The 18,068-nt window shown below is 64.3% G+C and carries 11 protein-coding genes and 1 pseudogene; 7 read left to right on the forward strand and 5 right to left on the reverse strand.

Features of this window, described 5'->3' with window-relative positions:
- Positions 1–36: 36 nt before the first annotated feature.
- The gene (locus NKJ78_RS14395; RefSeq protein WP_352460248.1) at positions 37–834 is read left to right on the forward strand and encodes an ATP-binding cassette domain-containing protein; all 798 of its coding nucleotides are present in this window, start codon (positions 37–39) and stop codon (positions 832–834) included.
- Entirely contained in the window at positions 831–1,871 is a 1,041-nt protein-coding gene (locus NKJ78_RS14400) for an ABC transporter permease (protein WP_352460249.1), read from the forward strand. Before NKJ78_RS14395 ends, NKJ78_RS14400 begins: the two co-directional genes overlap by 4 nt.
- 318 nt (positions 1,872–2,189) lie before the next feature.
- Here the strand turns inward: NKJ78_RS14400 and NKJ78_RS14405 are convergent, their stop codons facing one another.
- A complete protein-coding gene (locus tag NKJ78_RS14405; RefSeq protein WP_352562485.1) occupies positions 2,190–5,111 on the reverse strand; it encodes an ATP-dependent helicase in 2,922 nt (973 codons plus the stop codon).
- A gap of 284 nt (positions 5,112–5,395) precedes the next feature.
- Here NKJ78_RS14405 and NKJ78_RS14410 point away from each other — a divergent pair, with 284 nt between their 5' ends.
- Together NKJ78_RS14410 and NKJ78_RS14415 are read left to right on the forward strand one after the other, a co-directional pair.
- Complete coding sequence (locus tag NKJ78_RS14410) at positions 5,396–7,708, forward strand: glucose/quinate/shikimate family membrane-bound PQQ-dependent dehydrogenase (RefSeq protein ID WP_352461181.1); 2,313 nt, start codon at positions 5,396–5,398, stop codon at positions 7,706–7,708.
- Positions 7,709–8,361: 653 nt separating this feature from the next.
- Positions 8,362–9,268, forward strand: a pseudogene (locus tag NKJ78_RS14415) (dienelactone hydrolase family protein).
- Positions 9,269–9,271: 3 nt separating this feature from the next.
- Here the strand turns inward: NKJ78_RS14415 and NKJ78_RS14420 are convergent.
- The 4 genes from NKJ78_RS14420 to NKJ78_RS14435 form a co-directional block, all read right to left on the reverse strand.
- The gene (locus tag NKJ78_RS14420; protein WP_023668313.1) at positions 9,272–9,721 is read right to left on the reverse strand and encodes a response regulator; all 450 of its coding nucleotides are present in this window, start codon (positions 9,719–9,721) and stop codon (positions 9,272–9,274) included.
- Positions 9,718–10,866 carry a histidine kinase dimerization/phosphoacceptor domain -containing protein gene (locus NKJ78_RS14425; RefSeq protein WP_352562486.1) on the reverse strand — a complete coding sequence of 383 codons (1,149 nt, stop codon included), beginning with the start codon at positions 10,864–10,866 and terminating at the stop codon, positions 9,718–9,720. Before NKJ78_RS14425 ends, NKJ78_RS14420 begins: the two co-directional genes overlap by 4 nt.
- Positions 10,867–11,125: 259 nt before the next feature.
- Positions 11,126–11,323: a hypothetical protein gene (locus NKJ78_RS14430; protein ID WP_013531006.1), complete on the reverse strand. Its 198-nt coding sequence runs from the start codon at positions 11,321–11,323 to the stop codon at positions 11,126–11,128.
- Between the two features lie 146 nt (positions 11,324–11,469).
- Positions 11,470–11,955: a thioesterase family protein gene (locus NKJ78_RS14435; protein ID WP_023688057.1), complete on the reverse strand. Its 486-nt coding sequence runs from the start codon at positions 11,953–11,955 to the stop codon at positions 11,470–11,472.
- Between the two features lie 102 nt (positions 11,956–12,057).
- Between NKJ78_RS14435 and NKJ78_RS14440 the strand changes: the two genes are divergently transcribed.
- From NKJ78_RS14440 to NKJ78_RS14450, 3 genes are all read left to right on the forward strand, one after another.
- A complete protein-coding gene (locus NKJ78_RS14440) occupies positions 12,058–13,467 on the forward strand; it encodes an FAD-binding oxidoreductase (RefSeq protein ID WP_023690898.1) in 1,410 nt (469 codons plus the stop codon).
- A 65-nt stretch (positions 13,468–13,532) separates the two neighbouring features.
- Complete coding sequence (locus NKJ78_RS14445) at positions 13,533–13,967, forward strand: hypothetical protein (protein WP_352461180.1); 435 nt, start codon at positions 13,533–13,535, stop codon at positions 13,965–13,967.
- Between the two features lie 157 nt (positions 13,968–14,124).
- On the forward strand, positions 14,125–18,063 hold the full coding sequence (locus NKJ78_RS14450; protein ID WP_352562487.1) for an AsmA family protein: 3,939 nt from the start codon (positions 14,125–14,127) through the stop codon (positions 18,061–18,063).
- The last annotated feature ends 5 nt before the right edge of the window (positions 18,064–18,068 follow it).

Raw genomic sequence — 18,068 nt, forward strand, 5'->3', positions numbered from 1 at the left:
ACCAGGCCGGATGATACCACAGGAGCGAGGATCACCATGGCCGAACGCATCATCGAACTGCGCGACATCAGCAAATCCTATGGCCAGGTCTATGCGCTGGGCGGGGTCAATCTCTCGGTCGACCGCGGCGAGGTGGTTGGCCTGATCGGCGACAATGGCGCCGGCAAATCGACGCTGATCAAGATCCTGTCCGGCGTCGTCAAGCCGACCAGCGGCGAGATCCTGGTGCACGGCAAGCCGGTGACCGGCTGGAGTGCGGCACGCTCGCGCGACGCCGGCATCGAGACGGTCTTCCAGGATCGGGCGCTGGCCGTGCAGCAGACCATTGTGCGCAACATCTTCATGGGCCGCGAACTCACCGGCTTCATGGGCTTTCTGAAGGTCAATAAAGAGATAGAGGAGGCGAGCCGGCTGATGCGCGAGATCGGCTTCACCTCGAAGGTGTTCACGCCGCACTCGATCGTCGGCCAGCTCTCGGGCGGCGAGCGCCAGGGCGTGGCGATCGCGCGCGCCATCTACAAGCAGGCCGAGCTGATCATCCTCGACGAGCCGACGACGGCGCTGTCGCTGACCGAGACCGCCAAGGTCTTCCATTTCGTGCGCCAGGTGCGGGCGAGCGGCCGTTCGATCCTGTTCATCGGCCACAACATCCACCATGTCTTCGACATCGCCGACCGCTTCGTGGTGATTGACCGCGGCAAGGTGGCGCTGACCGCCGATCGCACCGAGGTCAAGTCGGCCGAAGAGCTGATCAACTTCATGGAAGACGTTGCGCATCCCGGCGGATTGCCGGGGCTGCACGAGGCCGGCGACGCGGAGAGGGCAGCACGATGAGCAAGACCATGGAACCCGATCTGCAGAGCCCTCTTGGCGGCAAGGCGGCCCGACCTGAGTGGAAGCATCCGTCCGACCATTGGCTGCGCGGTTTCGTCATCGACAACCGCGCAGCGCTCGGCACGCTCGCCGTGTTCATCATCATGATGGCGGCGTTCCTGATCGCCAACCCGACCGTGTTCACCACCTGGTATCTCTACAGATCCGTGCTGACCACGCTGCCCGTTGCGCTGTTCGTGGTGGTGCCGCTGGTCTTCGTCGTCACCTGCGGCGAGATCGACCTGTCGTTTCCCGCAACCATGGGCTTTGCCTCCTGGGTGTTCGCGCTGGTGGTGCAGGCCGGCTGCGATCCGTTTCTCGGCATCGCAGCGGCGATTCTCACCGGCACGCTGCTCGGCTTTCTCGTCGGATCCCTGGTCGTTTATGGTGGGCTGTCGTCGCTGATCGCCACCCTTGGCATGAATTTCCTGCTGCGGGGACTGATCCAGATCATCAACGAGGGCAGATCGACGGCATTGACCGGTCTCAGCGACAGCTGGGCGTACACCATCTTCTCCGGTCAGGTGTGGGGTTTTCCGGTACAGGTCTTCTGGGCACTCGCCTTCGTCATTTTGTCGGCAATGCTCTACAACCGGCACCGCTTCGGCGCGCAGGTGAGGGTCGTCGGCGATAACCCCGACAGCGCCCAGCAAATGGGCATCGACGTCAAGCGTGTGCGGGTGAAAGTGTTCATCTTCACCGGCATCGGGGCCGCGATCGCCGGCACGTTTTCGGTGATGATCAACTTCACCTGGTGGCCGACCGCGGGCGACGGCTACCTCTTGCCGGTGCTGGCTTCGGTGTTCGTCGGCGGCACGCCGACCTGGGGCGGCATCGGTACGGTTGCCGGTGGAGCGATCGGCGCGGTCACCGTGTCGTTCATCCAGACCGGCGTCGTGGCGGCGGGCCTGAGCGGCTTCTACGTCCAGTTCTTCAACGGGCTGATCATCATCCTGTCGCTGCTGGGGCACAAGTGGAACCAGGCGCGGTACAGGTGAGGGGCGGGCTAAATTGACGGGGACGCTCATGTTGCGGACCGCATGCCCCGGCGACTGGGCAGACGCCCGTCGCTTCGTCATTCTAGGGCGGAGCAGGAGCGAAGCTCCGTCGCGTAGACCCTGGAATCCATTCCGCGACCTTGGAGTGCAGCTGCGCAGGATTCCGCACCGTGGCAACGCGTTGAAGACGCGGGATGGATCCTCGGGTCTACGCTGCGTCGCTACGCTCCTTGCTCCGCCCGTGGATGACGATGCGGGGAGGGCTCCGCCAGACTACAACAATGTGGTCGCTTGTAGGACAACAGGACAAGCGGGCGCTCACACCGCCGCCACAAACCCGTCCAACACGCGTTTCTGGCCGGCCTTGTCGAAGTCGATGGTCAGTTTGTTGCCTTCGATGTTGGAGATGTTGCCGTTGCCGAATTTCTGGTGGAAGACGCGGTCGCCGACACTAAAGGCTGACGGCGTGTCGGCGACGGATTTGGCGACCAGTTCGCCGTCAATGGTGCGGCCTTTGACGCTGGTTCGGCCGGCGCCGTAGCCGGAGTCGGTCTCGCCATAGCCGATGCGCTCGACCTGGTGGCCGGAGCGCGAGCCCCAGTTGCGGTCGGTCGCCTCGGTGCGGTTGGCCTGCGCGCGCTGCCAGCCGGGCGTCGCATAGGTGTTGGAGAAGGCGCCGGATTTTTCCGCGCCGACATTGTCGAAGCGCGAGGCGCCGTAGGGGTTCTGCCGCCCTGCGCCCTGGCCGCCACGGCCCGACGCGAACGAACCGCCGCCATAGGAATTGCCGTAGCCGCCATAGGAGTTGCCGCTTTCGGCGACCTCGACATGGGCTTCCGGCAGTTCGTCCAGAAAGCGCGACGGGATGGTCGACTGCCACAGGCCGTGGATGCGGCGGTTGGAGACGAACCACAGATGCAGGTTCTTCTTGGCCCGGGTCAGGCCGACATAGGCGAGACGGCGCTCTTCCTCCAGGCCGGAGCGGCCGCCTTCGTCCAGCGCGCGCTGGTGCGGAAACAGGCCTTCCTCCCAGCCGGGCAGGAAAACCGTCTCGAATTCGAGGCCCTTGGCCGAATGCAGCGTCATGATGTTGACGGCGTCGAGCTCGGCGTTCTGCTCGGCGTCCATGACCAGCGCGACATGTTCGAGGAAGGAGCGCAGCGATTCGTACTCCTCCATCGAGCGGATCAGCTCTTTCAGGTTTTCCAGCCGGCCCGGCGCCTCGACCGAACGGTCGTTCTTCCACATGTCGGTGTAGCCGCTCTCCTCCAGAATGGTCTCGGCGAGTTCGGTGTGCGGCGTGGTTTCCAGCGCCTTCTGCCAGCGCTCGAAATTGGCCGCCACTTCGCGCAGAGCGGCGCGGGGCTTGGGCTTCAGCTCATCGCTTTCTGCGAGCTTGGCCGCGGCCTCCAGCATCGGGATGCGCAACGCACGCGACGTGTCGTGGATCTGCCGGATGGTGGCTTCACCCAGGCCGCGCTTGGGGACATTGACGATGCGCTCGAAGGCGAGGTCGTCGGCGCCTTGGGCGACGACGCGGAAAAAGGCCAGTGCATCGCGGATTTCCATGCGCTCGTAGAAGCGCGGGCCGCCGATAACGCGGTAGTTGAGGCCGAGCGTGACGAAGCGGTCTTCGAATTCGCGCATCTGGAAGGAGGCGCGGACCAGGATGGCCATGTCGTTGAGATTGTGCTTGGCACGCTGGTAGGTCTCGATGGTTTCGCCGACGGCGCGCGCTTCCTCCTCGGAATCCCAAGCGGCGTGGACATGCACCTTCTCGTCGTCCTCGGCGACCTTCTCGGTGAACAGCGTCTTGCCGAAGCGACCCTCATTGTGGGCGATGAGGTGCGAGGCGGTGCCGAGGATGTGCGCGGTCGAGCGGTAGTTGCGTTCCAGCCGGATGATGGTGGCGCCCGGGAAATCCTTGTCGAAGCGCAGGATGTTGTCGACCGCGGCGCCACGCCAGCCATAGATGGACTGGTCGTCGTCGCCGACGCAGCAGATGTTGACTTTGTTTTCGCTCACGGGCTGTTCCGCGCCTGCCGGCGCGGGCCCTCCGCCCCCTCTTTTTTGCGCGCCTTCGGCGTCGCGGGAGTCGCCTCGCAACGGCTCGGACGCCCGGTCGGGCTTGCGGCCTTCGGCCGATCGCGCTTTACCCTCCCCTGGATGGGGAGGGTCGCCGCGACGCGGCGGGGAGGGGTGACTGGCGGCGGCGCGGGCGGGGGCGGGGGGGGGGGGGGGGGGGGGGGGGGCGGGGGGGGGGGCGGGCGGGGGGCGCGGGGGCGGGCGCGGCGGGGGGGGGGGGCCCCCCCCGCCGCGCCGCCCGGGGGGGGGTTGCCTGGCCGCGCCGCGCCCCCCCCCCCCCGCGCCGCACCGCGCCGCGACCTCCCCCATCGAGGGGGAGGTAGGTCTTTGCGCCAGCAGCCGCAGCCACATGTATTGCGCGGTGTTGGTGTCCTGGTACTCGTCGACGAGGATGTATTTGAAGCGCTTGTGGTAGTCCTTCAGCACGTCCGGATTGGCGCGGAAGATGCGGATCGGGTGGCAGAGCAGATCGCCGAAGTCGCAGGCGTTCAGCGTCTTCAGCCGCTCCTGATAGGCCTTGTAGAGTTCCCGGCCCTTGCCGTTGGCGAAGCTGCGCGCGTCGCCCTCGGCAATGTCGGCGGGGCCTTGGCCCTTGTTCTTCCAGCCGTCGATCATCTGCGCGAACTGCTTGGCCGGCCAGCGCTTGTCGTCGAGGCCTTCGGCCTGGATCAGCTGCTTGATCAGCCGTACGACGTCGTCGGTGTCGAGGATGGTGAAATCGGATTTGAGCCCGGCCAGCTCGGCGTGGCGGCGCAAGAGCTTGACGCCGATGGAGTGGAAGGTGCCGAGCCACGGCATGCCCTCGACGGCTTCGCCGACGAGATGGCCGATGCGCTGCTTCATCTCGCGCGCGGCCTTGTTGGTGAAGGTCACCGCCAGGATCTGCGAGGGGAAAGCCCTGCCGGTGGCCAGGATATGGGCGATGCGGGTGGTCAGCACGCGGGTCTTGCCGGTGCCGGCGCCGGCCAGCACCAGGACCGGGCCTTCGGTGGTTTCCACCGCCAGCCGCTGCTCGGGGTTGAGGCCGTTGAGATAATCGGGTGCGCTGTTGGGTCCGCTGCGGGCCGCCATGGCGCGCGCCGCTATGCCCGACGGGGCCGCGGGCCGCGCATTGGGTTCGTCAAAAAAGGGCATGTCTTCCGCAAAGCCGGACATCTCTCCCGAATGTAGTGATTCGGGAGCGAAAGACCAGAAGTGTCTACGTTTTGTTCTGGTTTGGAAGTGAGATTCTGGGGCGCAGTGCGAATTTCATCGTCCCGACGCCCGACAATGTCGTGGAGGTGCTGCAGCGTGGGAGCGGAATGAAGTCGAGCGTTTGCTCTCGCCTTATGCTGGCAGGGCCAGCTTGACACACGCGGCCTGGGGGAGAAAGCTGGCGACAGGGCAGGGGCGGCTGCCCGTGAGGCGCTGCAAAGCGCATCAGTCGAAGGAGTATCGTCTTGGCTGTCGTCATCACCTCCCTCATCCTGTTCCTCATCGGCCTCGCACTTGGCGGCGGCGGCGTCTGGCTCGCGATGCTGGGCGGCAGCTGGTACTATGTCGTCACCGGTCTCGCCTTCCTCATCGCCGCATGGCTGCTCTTCCGGCGCAAATCGACGGCGCTCTGGCTCTACGCGGCGATCGTGCTCGGCACGCTGGCCTGGGCGGTGTGGGAAATCGGCTTCGACTGGTGGGAACTCGGACCGCGCGGCGGCATCATCGTGCTTCTGGCGCTGTGGCTGCTGACGCCTTGGGCAAGGCGGGGCCTGACCGGCCCCGACGCGCGAGCGCCGCTCATTCTGGCCGTGCTCGCTTCGCTCGCCGTCGCCGGTTATTCGATGACGGCCGATCCCAAGGACATCGCCGGCGACCTCAGCGCCGACAAGGTGACGCCGACTGCCGATCTCGGCGGCAACGTGCCTCCGGGTGAATGGCACTTCTACGGCCGCACGCAATTTGGCCAGCGCTATTCGCCGCTCGACCAGATCACGCCCGACAATGTCGCCAAATTGCAGCCGGCCTGGACATACCAGACCGGCGACGTGAAAGGGCCGGACGATGTCGGCGAAACCACCTATCAGGTGACGCCGCTGAAGGTGGGCGACGCGCTCTATATCTGCACGCCGCACAATTTCGCCATCGCCATCGATGCCGCCACCGGCAAGGAGAAATGGCGTTTCGATCCCAAGATCAAGCTCGACAAGGACCGCCAGCACCAGACCTGCCGCGGCGTGTCCTATTATGCCGATGCCAAGATCGCCGCCGGCCAGCCTTGCGCGACACGCGTCTATCTGCCGACCTCGGATGCGCGGCTGATCGCGCTCGACGCCGCCAACGGCCAGGTCTGCGCGTCCTTCGCCGAGGCCGGCACGCTCAATCTGTTGACCAACATGCCGTATCCGAAGTCGGGCTATTATTACTCGACCTCGGCGCCGCTGATTGCCGGCGGCAAGATCATCATCGGCGGCGCGGTCAACGACAATTATTCGACGCAAGAGCCGTCCGGCGTCATCCGGGCCTTCGACGTCGACACCGGCGCCCTGGTGTGGAACTGGGATTCCGGCAATCCGGACCAGACAACGCCGCTGGCGGCAGGCCAGACCTACACCCACAACTCGCCCAACATGTGGTCGACGGCAAGCGCCGACGAGAAGCTCGGCCTGCTCTATGTGCCGCTCGGCAACCAGACGCCGGACCAGCTCGGGATGGGCCGCAGCGCCAATGTCGAGAAGTTTTCCTCCTCGATCACCGTGCTCGATCTGGCCACCGGGCAATTGCGCTGGGTGCGGCAGACCGTGCATCACGACCTCTGGGACATGGACGTGCCGGCACAGCCGACGCTGGTCGACATCACCACCGCTGCCGGCGTCGTTCCGGGTCTGGTCGGGCCGACCAAGCAGGGCGACCTCTACGTGCTCGACCGGCGCAGCGGCGAGCCGATCATCCCGATCAAGGAAGTGCCGGCGCCGGGCGGCGCTGTCGAGGGCGATCACACGTCGCCGACGCAGCCGGTTTCGGATCTCTCCTTCAGTCCGAGGCCGCTGACCGGCGCCGACATGTGGGGCATCACCATGTTCGACCAGCTGGCCTGCCGGATCGAATTCCAGGGCCTGCGCTACGAGGGTCGCTATACCCCGCCGTCGGTGCAGGGGTCGCTGGTCTATCCCGGTAATTTCGGCACATTCAACTGGGGCGGCGTCGCCGTCGATCCGGTACGGCAGGTGATGTTCGGCATGCCGACCTATCTGGCGTTCAAATCGCAGCTCATTCCGCGCGACCAGGTGCCGCCGCCGGATGAGGGGCGCGGCAGCGAGCAGGGGCTGAACCGCAATGAGGGCGCACCCTACGCGGTGGTGATGGGGCCGTTCCTGTCGCCGCTCGGCGTGCCCTGCCAGGCGCCGCCATGGGGCTATGTGGCGGGAGCGGACCTCAGAACCGGCAAGATCGCCTACAAGCACCGCAACGGCACCGTCTATGACATGACGCCATTGCCCTTGCCGCTGAAGGTCGGTGTTCCCGGCATTGGCGGGCCGATGATCACCGCCGGCGGTGTCGTCTTCCTGGGCGCGGCGGTCGACGACTATCTGCGCGCCTATGACCTGACATCGGGCAAGCAGCTCTGGCAGGCCAGGCTGCCGGCCGGTGGGCAGTCGACGCCGATGACCTACGCCGTCGCCGACGGCCGCCAGTTCGTGGTCATCGTCGCCGGCGGCCACGGCTCGGTCGGCACCAAGCCGGGCGACTATGTGATGGCCTATACGCTGCCGAAGTAGCAGCGATGTGACTTAGGTAGGTGATCGGCCCGGCAGATATTCTGGCAATGTCGCGCCGCCCCTCATCTGCCTGCCGCATCTATACGGGGAGAAGTGCCCGGCAGGGCGATGAGGGGCAGCAGCAGCCTTGGTCAGCTTGCGTAAGAGATGGCCTTTGAGGCTGGGCACGGAGCCAGTACTTCATTGGTTAGCTGCGGCCCTGTTTCGGCCTGCTGGATCAGCGTGGTGACGGCCGACGCCGGTCGACGCGGACCTTCACCATCCGAGCGGCGGCTGCGACAGCAGCGGAGCGCATTGCCAGCAAGGCAGCAACAGCAAGCACGAGCGCGCTTGCAAGGATCGGAGTAGACAAGGTCATGGCGTTGTTCCTTCTCGTCGGGCTCGCCGCTACGAGCGAGACCATCATCAGCTTCCTTCCATATTGTGGCGGCACCATCGACATTCTCTGAAATGACCAAAATGTGATGGGCGCGTTCCGCGGGGTCGCCGCATCGTTCGATGGCGCAAGCGTCACCCATCCGAGACTGGACCGTGCGAGCTTGCACCCTATCTTGATCCGCGAGTCATCCCGGAGTGACCGCGAGGTCATCCCGGAGTGACCATGAGGTCATCCCGGAGTGACCGTGAGATCATCTCCTAACGAGGAGCACGCCATGACGAACCCCACCGCCGAAGCCGTCAAACCTGCCAAACCTGCCATCACCCAGGCGATGATCGATGCCTATGACGAATACACGCATCTGACGCTCGACCGCCGCCGCTTCATGGAACAGCTGACCAGGCTTGCCGGATCGGGCGCGGCGGCGGCCGCGATCGCGCCGCTGCTTGCGGCGAATTCGGCGCAGGCGGCAATCGTCGCCGACAACGATCCGCGCGTGAAGGCTGAAGATATCACCTATTCCGGCAGCAGCGGTGAGATGAAGGGCTATCTGGTCAGGCCGGCGGACCAGTCCGGCAAGCTCGGCACCGTCATCGTGGTGCATGAGAACAGGGGGCTCAACCCGCATATCAAGGATGTGGCGCGGCGCGTTGCGCTGGAGGGGTTCGTGGCGCTGGCGCCGGATTTCCTGTCGCCGCTGGGCGGCACGCCCGCCGACGAGGACAAGGCGCGCGACATGTTCACCAAGCTCGACGCCAGCCAGGTCACCGCCGATGGTGTGGCGACCATCGCCTATCTCAAGGGCGAGAAGGACGGCAACGGCAAGGTCGGTGCTGTCGGCTTCTGCTGGGGCGGCGGCACGGTCAACAATCTGGCGGTCAACGCGCCCGATCTCGCCGCCGGCGTCGCCTATTACGGCATGCAGCCGAAGGCCGAGGATGTGGCGAAGATCAAGGCGGCGCTGTTGCTGCACTATGCCGGGCCTAGACGAGCGCATCGACGCCGGCATCGATGCCTACAAGAAGGCGCTCGACGCCGCCCATGTCGAATACACCGTCTATGTCTATGACGGCGTCAACCATGCCTTCAACAACGACACCTCGGCCGCGCGCTACGACAAGAAGGCAGCCGATCTCGCCTGGGGACGGACGATCGCTTTCCTCAAGGAGAAGCTGGCGTAAGCTTCAGGCCGCCGACGACGCCCATACGCTTTCATAGGCCGGCGACAGCGTAAAACCGGCCGGCAGCACCGAGACCGGGGGCGGGCGCCGCACGCCCTCCTGCAGATAGCGCAACGCCGACACCAGTCCGTTCATCGTGTAGGGCTTGGCGATGACGCCGATCGCGCCGGCGAAATGGTCGGGGATGCGTTTTGGATTGGCGGTCATGAACACCACCATGGAACGGTTACCCTCGCGGATATGCTCGGCAACCTCGACCCCGGTTGGTCCGTCGGCGAGGTGGATATCGACAAAGGCAATATCGGCATCGGCGGTATCAATCATACCTCTTGCTTCGGCCAACGATGTCGCCCAACCCACAACGCTGTGGCCGGCTTCCTCGACGAGGCTTTCCAGTTCCATCGCCAGCAACGCCTCGTCCTCGACGATCAGGACCTTGAGCGGTTCGTTCATGACAGCTTCCCTTTCTGCTGCGGTTCGTTCGGCATCGAGATGACGACCTTTGTGCCCGGGCCGGCGTCGCGCCATTCGATGTCGGCATGCAACTGACGGGCAAGCGACTTGATCAACCGCATGCCGAAGGAAGCATCGCCGCTGGCCTCGGCCATGCCGACGCCGTCATCGGAAACCTCGATGTTGAAGTGGCCGTCGGGCTGGCTCATCTTGATGCCGATGCGCCCCGCGGTGGTGCCGTCCGGCTTTTCCTTGAAGGCATGCTTCAGCGCGTTGGTGACAAGCTCATTGACCATCAAGGCAACAGGCGTGGCTTTTTCGGCCGGAATGACGATGGGTTCGAGGTCCAGCGTCGGCTTGATCTCGGCGCGCCCCGATGCGGTCAGCAGGTCGGTGACCAGATCCCTGGCGAAATCCGAGACATCGAAGCGGCTGACATCCTTTGACTGGTAGAGACGGCGATGCACAGTGCTCAGCGCCTCGATGCGCTCCAGCATGGTGGTCAGGGATCGCTTCGTCGCTTCATCCTTGATTGCCCGGCTTTGCATGATGATCAGCGAGGAGATCATCTGCAGGTTGTTTTTCACCCGATGGTCGACCTCGTGCAGCAGCGTGGTCTGCGCCTCAAGGGCGGCCTCAAGCTCGCGCGTGCGTTCCTTGACAGCCTTTTCAAAGCGGTTCTTGTCGGCGGTGATGCGATCCTCGGAGCGCTTGCGATCGGAGACATCGAGCTGTGAGGCAAAGAAGAACAGGAGTTCGCCTTCGTCGTTGGAAACCGGGCTGATGTAGAGCGCATTCCAGAATGTCGAGCCGTCCTTGCGGTAGTTCAACAGATCGATGGCGATATCGGTTCCCGCTGCTATCGCGTCGCGCACGCTAGCCACAGCTGCCTTGTCTGTCTCTGGCCCCTGCAGGAAGCGGCAGTTCTTGCCCATGACCTCGTCGCGCTCGTAGCCGGTCAGGCGCAGGAACGCGTCATTGGCAAAGACGATCGGATTGTCCGCCTGACGGGGATCGGTGATGACCATCGACATGCGGGTGGCGCGGATGGCGGCCGCGAACGGATCGCCCTTGCCGTGCTCGGCATGCAGATTGTCCGTCATGTGCCATGCGTCGGCCGGTTCCCTGGTCCTTTTCCAGTCCATGCTTTCACTCCAAGCCGTTTTTCAGGGGTCACAACGGCTTAGACGTGGAATTGGTTCAATCTTGATCTTCTTGTCGCAGGCGGCCGTTTGCGAAACCGAATCGCCGGTTGCGCAAACTGTCGAAATGAACGGTTTTGAAGGTTGTCGGATGTAGCCGATTCGCTGAAAGCAGGGCTGGCGCCGACCTATAGAAATGATCAGGTCGCAATGGTCCGTGGCGGCGCTCGCCGGTGGCGGCTTTCTCAGAACAGCGGAAACATCAGGCGTGGCCACGCTTCATGCGCGCCTGCTTCAGGATGGCGCGCCAGCGGATCATGTCGAAGGGGATAGGCTCGTTGTTGTTGGCGATGTGGAAGATCTCGTTGTTGACGTTCTTCAACGAGCGCCAGAAATCATAGTCGGTGATGCGCGGATCGGCAGCCAGCCTGTCCACCTCGACCTTGATGTCGGTTTTCATGCACGTTCCTCGAACCGCCTGTTGCCCGCCGCCCGCGTCGCAACTCGCATGGCACCGTTCTCAAACGGTCAGCTGAGTCGTTCAATGGCCCAAATGGCTTGTTCACGTTAAAACCTTGGTAAGGTTAACGCGGGCGCGGCAGCGCTTCAAGCGGTCCTGCGGCGAATACCGATCGAACGGCCGGCGCGCTCGGGCATCGGCAGTGCAGAATGGGCGGCGCGCATGGCTTTCACCTTGGCCTGCACATCGGCGGGGAAGGGCGCGACTTTCGGCCCGGACATGTCGACATGCAGCGACAGGGTTTCGGAAGTGGCGGCGAGCCAGCCATCGACATGGCGGATTTCCTGGTAGGCCCGCAGCCGCTTGTCGTCGTGATCGATCAGCTGGAAGGATACGACGACCTTGTGTTCGAGGTGCAGTTCCTGGACATAGCAAACATGGACTTCGGCCGTGTAGATGGTCAGGCGCCGCTCTTCGACATAGTCCAGCCCCATGCCCATCGCCTCGAACGCCTCATCCGAGCAGCGGTCGAACAACACGTTGTAATAGGCCATGTTGAGATGGCCGTTGTAGTCGATCCAGTCCTTCTCGATGTCCATCGGTTTGGAAACGAAGGGGGCAGGGATGGGCATGGAAACTTCCTTGTTCTGGTGCTGGACAGAGCGCGGCAGTCGAGACTACGCATCCATAATCGCATAACAAGCGTGGACGCTGGTCCATTCGCGGAGGAATTCATGGCTCTGAGCGACCTCAATCCGGTCGAACGCAACGAGGAAGGCATCGCCGCCGTGCTCGGCATTCTCAAGCAGCAGCTCGGCGAACGCTTCCAGACAGGCGCGGCGATCCGCTCGCAGCATGCGCATACCACCACCTATATTCCGACGCAGGCGCCTGACGGTGTCGCGTTCCCGGAGACGACAGAAGAGGTGCAGGAGATCGTACGTGCCTGCGCCGCGCACCGCGTGCCGGTCATCGCCTTCGGCGTCGGTTCCTCGCTGGAGGGCCACACCAACGCGCCGGGTGGCGGCATCTCGGTCGACACCTCGCGCATGAACCGCATCCTGTCGGTCAACCCCGAGGATCTCGACTGCACGGTCGAGCCTGGCGTAACGCGCGAGGATTTGAATCGGCACCTGCGCGATACCGGCCTGTTCTTCCCCATCGATCCCGGCGCCAATGCTTCGCTCGGCGGCATGGCGGCAACGCGGGCCTCCGGCACCAATGCGGTGCGCTACGGCACGATGCGTGAAAACGTGCTGTCGCTGACGGCCGTCATGGCCGATGGCGAGACGGTGACGACCGGCAAGCGGGCGAAAAAGAGTTCGGCCGGCTACGATCTGACGCGGCTTCTGGTCGGCTCGGAAGGCACGCTCGGCATCATCACCTCGCTGACCTTGAAGCTGCAAGGCATTCCGCAGGCGATCTCCGGCGGCGTCTGCCCGTTTCCAAACCTCGAGGCGGCCTGCAACGCTGTCATCGCGACCATCCAGATGGGCATTCCGGTGGCGCGCATCGAACTGGTGAATGGACTGCAGATGCGGGCGATGAAGAATTACTCGAAGCTCGATTACCCCGAGAGCCCGTGCCTGTTCGTCGAGTTCCACGGCAGCGATGCCGGTGTCGCCGAACAGGCCGAAACCTTCGGTGCCATTGCTGAAGACAATGGCGGCGGGCCATTCCTGTGGACGAGCGTCGCCGAGGAGCGCACGAAACTCTGGAAGGCCAGGCACGATGCTTATTGGGCGTCGCTGACGCTGCGGCCGGGCACCAAGGGCCTGTCGACCGATGTCTGCGTGCCGATCTCGCGGCTGGCCGAATGCGTTGCCGAAACCGAGGCCGACATTGCCGAGATGGGCCTGGTTGCGCCGATCGTCGGCCATGCCGGCGACGGCAATTTCCATGTGCTGGTGCTGATGGATGTCAACGACCCCAAAGAGATCGCGCTGGCGGAGAAATTCGTCTCGCGGCTGAACATGCGGGCGATCGCCATGGACGGCACCTGCACCGGCGAACACGGCATCGGCCAGGGCAAGATCGGCTTCCTGCGCCATGAGCTCGGCCATGGTGTCGACATCATGCGCTCCATAAAAAAAGCGCTCGACCCGCAAGACATCATGAACCCAGGCAAGATATTACCTGCATAGCCGAAATGTGAGGAGCGGCAATGGATACCCTGATTATAAGGGCATCGCTTGGCAAGACACTGTTATTGCTGTCGGCCAGCCTCTTCTTTGTCCTGGCCTGCGCTTTCCTGATTTATGTCTCCGAGGACGGCGACACCGCCGGCCTTTGGTGGTGCGTGGCCTTTTTCGGGCTGGTCGCGTTGGTGTTTGCCTGGCAGCTTGTGCGGCCGCAGATTCTGGTGCTGAACGGACAAGGTTTCAGTCTCGGCGGAGGCCTTGTTCGATCGCCCAAGCTGGTCCCCTGGAAGGATATCGAAAGCTTCTTCGTCGTCCATCGCCGGCGCAGAATCGGCGATATGATCGGGTACAATTTCGCACCGGGGGTCAAGAAAAGCTCCGTCATGGGCAGCGTGACCAAAAGCCTGGGCGCCGAAGCCGCATTACCCCAGGGCTGGACATTGTCGCCCGAGGAGATGGTGGTGCTGCTGAACGAATATCGCCGACGGGGCATGGCAGGATAGTCTCTTACGCACAGGCCGGACCGCGGTCAAAGGCGTCCAAAAATCTCTGCTCTTCCAGATACATCAGAGATCAAGCAACTCTGGATGAATTGCCTCTTTATCGACACGCTGATGCGGGTAGAGTGCGGCTGACTTTCAATCAACCCGTTCGGAGCTGATGCTCGCACGCCTGTTCGTGATCTTCGGTGGCTTGTTTGTGCTGGTGCTGGTTGCGGCGCTGGTGGTGCCGTATTTTGTCGACTGGACCGGGTACCGCGCCCAATTCGAGCGCGAGGCGAGCGCCATTCTCGGCCGGAAGGTGACGGTGCAAGGCGACGCCACGGCGCGGCTGTTGCCGTTCCCCTCGGTGACCTTCTCAAACGTCACGGTCGCCGGCGGCCCCGGCGGCCAGCCGGCAATGACCGTCGAGACCTTTTCGATGGACGCGGAACTGGCGCCGTTCCTGCGCGGCGAAGTGCTGATTTTCGACATGCGGCTGGTGCATCCGAAGGCGACGATCGACATCGCCGATAACGGCACGGTCGACTGGGCGATACGGCCGTCCTCGCCCTTCGATCTCAACCAGATCTCGATCGAGAAGCTCACGGTGACGGAGGGAGAAATTGCGCTCCGCCATGCCGCAGGCGGGCGCAGCCATCTGATTTCCGAGATCAATTCGACCATCTCTGCCAAGTCGCTGGCCGGGCCGTGGCGCATGGACGGAACGTTGCTGCTCGACGGACTGCGTTCGACGGTTGCGGCTTCGACCGGCAAGGCCGAAGGCAGCGGCCAGATGCGGCTGAGGCTCAAGGTCGATCCCGATGCCTATCCACTGGTCATCGAAACCGACGGCAATGCCGGCATCGTCAATGGGGCTGCCGTCTATTCCGGCCAGTTCAAGATTTCCGGCGACGACAAAAACAGCGCTGAACTGCGCGGCGGCGATGGCGAGAGCGTCAAAATCAGCGCCGGCAAACCCGATCCGGGGTTCAGGCTGAACGGCAAGTTCTCGCTCGACCACCAGAAGCTTGGCGTCGACGAATTCCGCTTCGAGACCGGGCCGCTCGACAATCCCTACACAGCCGACGGCAAGGCTTCGGTCGATCTCGGCCTTAGGCCGAACTTCGCCATCGAGGCCAATGGCGCGCAGGTGCAACTGGACGAGGCGGTGGGCGCTGAGAAGGGCGCCGGCCTGACGCTGGACCAGCGTATTGCCGGAATCGAGCAGGCGCTGCTCGAACTGCCGAAGCCGAGCATCCCCGGCACTGTCGAGGTCAAGCTGCCGGCGGTGGTGGCTGGCGACACCACGGTGCGCGACGTGCATCTCTCGGCCGAGCCGGTCGAGGGCGGCTGGTCGGTGAAATCGCTGGCCGCGACCTTGCCCGGGCGCACGACGCTGGAAGCCAGCGGCATGCTCAGCTTCGAAGATCATTTCCGTTTCAGCGGCTCCATGCTGCTGGCGGTGGCGCAGCCTTCCGGCTTTGCTGCCTGGTTGTCGAAAGATGTCGACGAGGCGATCCGCCGGCTGCCGGCCGCCGGCTTCAAGGCCAAGGTGGACCTGTCGGAGAAGCGCCAGGCGTTCAGCGATCTCGAACTGATCCTCGGCAAGTCGAAGTTCACCGGCCGCATCGATTCCAGCCAGCCCGGCGACGCCAAGTCCTCGGTGCTGATGCGGCTCGAGGGCGGCGAACTCGATGTCGACGGGCTGACGGCCTTCGCCTCGATCTTCGTCAGCGACAAGGGCGCCAACCGCTTTTCCGACCGTGACCTCGATTTTCAGATCAAGGCAGGGCCGGTCAATGCCGGCGGGCTCACCGCCGACACGGTCGATACCGCGCTCCGGCTCCGCGACGGGCTGCTCGAAATCGACCGGCTGTCGATTGGCGGCCTTGCCGGCGCCTCGATCAGCGCCACCGGCCGGATCAAGGATTTTCCGGCAAGCCCGACCGGCAAGCTCGATGCCTCGGTGGTCGCCGTCGATCTGAAGCCGCTGATCGACATTGCCGCGCAACATTATCCCGACAATCAGGTGCTGAAGGGGCTGGCTGGCCGCACGGCCGCCTATCCTGAACTGTTCCAGGACGCGCGCGTCGATCTGGTGGCGAGCGCCGCCGATAATGGCGACGGCACCACCGGGCTGGCGGTGAGCGGACAAGGCAAGACCGGCGGTTCGGCCTTTTCGGCGTCGCTGTCGGGCAAGGGGGCCGTCGGCCAGTTGCTCGACGCGCCGGTGACGCTGACCTTCAACGCCAAAAATCCCGACGCCACCGTGCTGCTGGCGCTCTACGGCCTGCCGGCGCTGCCGCTCGGCATGCTCGGCCAGGCAAGCACCGATATTTCGGCCAAAGGCACGTTTGGCGGCGGCCTGGCGACGAGCTTCAATTTCGCCGCCGACGACTTCAAGGCGACGTTCGACGGCACCGTTGCCCAGACACCGCAAGGCACCACCGCCAAGGGCAAGATCGGCCTCGACGCCTCCGACATCGAGCCTTGGCTGATGACGACCGGCGCCGGCCTGCCGGGCATGGGAACGGGCACCTCGACCTCGCTCAGCGCGGATGCCGATTTCGGCAATGGCCTGCTGGTGTTGAGCGGTCTCAGCGGATCCATCAACGAGTCGGAGATTTCGGGCGACGTCAACATCGATGCGAAGCAGGGGCTGCCGCATTTTGCCGGTGCGCTGGCGCTCGACGAACTGGACCTCGACCCGATTGCGGTTGCGCTGTTCGGTGACCAGTCGTTCCTCAGCAGCAACGCGAACTGGCCGACGGCGCCATTCAGCCAGAAATCCAGCCTGCCGTTCAGCGCCGATCTCGATCTGACGACGGCGACGCTTGCCGCCGGACCGCTGGCGACAGCCTATGATGCGTCGCTGTCGTTGAAACTGGACCAGGAAGGCATCCGCGTTTCGGACCTGAAGGCAAAACTGCTCGGCGGCGCGCTCACCGGATTGTTCGAGTTGAAGAACACAGACGGCACGGGGCTGTTCTCCGGCCAGATGAGGCTTGCCGGCGCCGACCTGGCGACTGTGCTGCCGGCTGCCGGATTGAGTGGCAACGGCGATTTCTCGACAGGGCTGTCGACCAGCGGCAAATCGGTCGACGCGATGATTGCCGCACTCTCCGGCTCGGGCACGGCGGCGCTGAAAGGCCTCACCATTGCCGGCGTCAATCCCGACGCCTTCGGCGCGTTGATTGCCAGGGCCGATGCGATCGGGCGCGACATCGACGTGGCCAAGACCGCGGGCTTTGCACCTGAGATCGCTGGCGACGGCAGCTTTGCTGCCGGCGATGCCGACATCGCCTTCACGGTCGCCGGCGGCACGTTGCGGGCACCACCGATCAAATTCGAAAACCAGGCGGCGACGCTGTCTGCCGACATCACGGCCGACCTCAACACCGGCACCGTCGCCACCAAGGGCGCTGTCACCTACAAGCCTGGCGACGAGGCGCTGATCGGCTCCGATCCGACGGTCAATTTCAGCGTCGATGGGCCGTTCGGGGCGCTGAAGAAGCAGTTCGACAGCGAGCCGCTGGCGCAATTTTTGACCCAGCGCGCGCTGGAAAAGGAGCAGCAGCGGGTCGAGGCGATGCAGGCCGCACTGCTCGAGAAGCAGCGGCTGCGGCGCGAGGTGCGCTACTACGCCGCCCTGCAGACCGAGCGCGACAACGCCGCCGAGGAATTGCGCAAGCAGGAGGAAGCGGCACGGCTCAAAGCCGAGGCCGACGCCAAGGCGAAGGCACAGGCCGATGCGAAGGCACAGGCCGAAGCGGATGCCAAGGCCAAGGCGGATGCCGAAGCAAAGGCCGATGCCGATGCGAAAGCGCAGGCAGAGGCTGACGCAAAGGCCAAGGCAGATGCGGACGCGAAAGCCCAGGCGGAAGAGCAGGCTGCCGAAGACGCCGCCAAGGCCGAGGACGAACGGAAGAAGGCCGAACAGGCTCGGATCGCTTCGCAGGAAAAAGCCAGGCTGGAGGCCGAGCGCAAGGCTCAGGAGCAGGCGCCGAAGGTCGACCGCTCACTTCCCGGTGTCAGTGACGGTTCGGCCCCGGCGCAGCCGAAGCCCAGGACAAATCCGTTCTCGGTCGACAATTTGCTGAAGTCGCTGGGCAATTAAGAACC

The sequence above is a fragment of the Mesorhizobium sp. M0037 genome (assembly GCF_040323635.1).
In the GTDB taxonomy this organism is placed as follows: domain Bacteria; phylum Pseudomonadota; class Alphaproteobacteria; order Rhizobiales; family Rhizobiaceae; genus Mesorhizobium.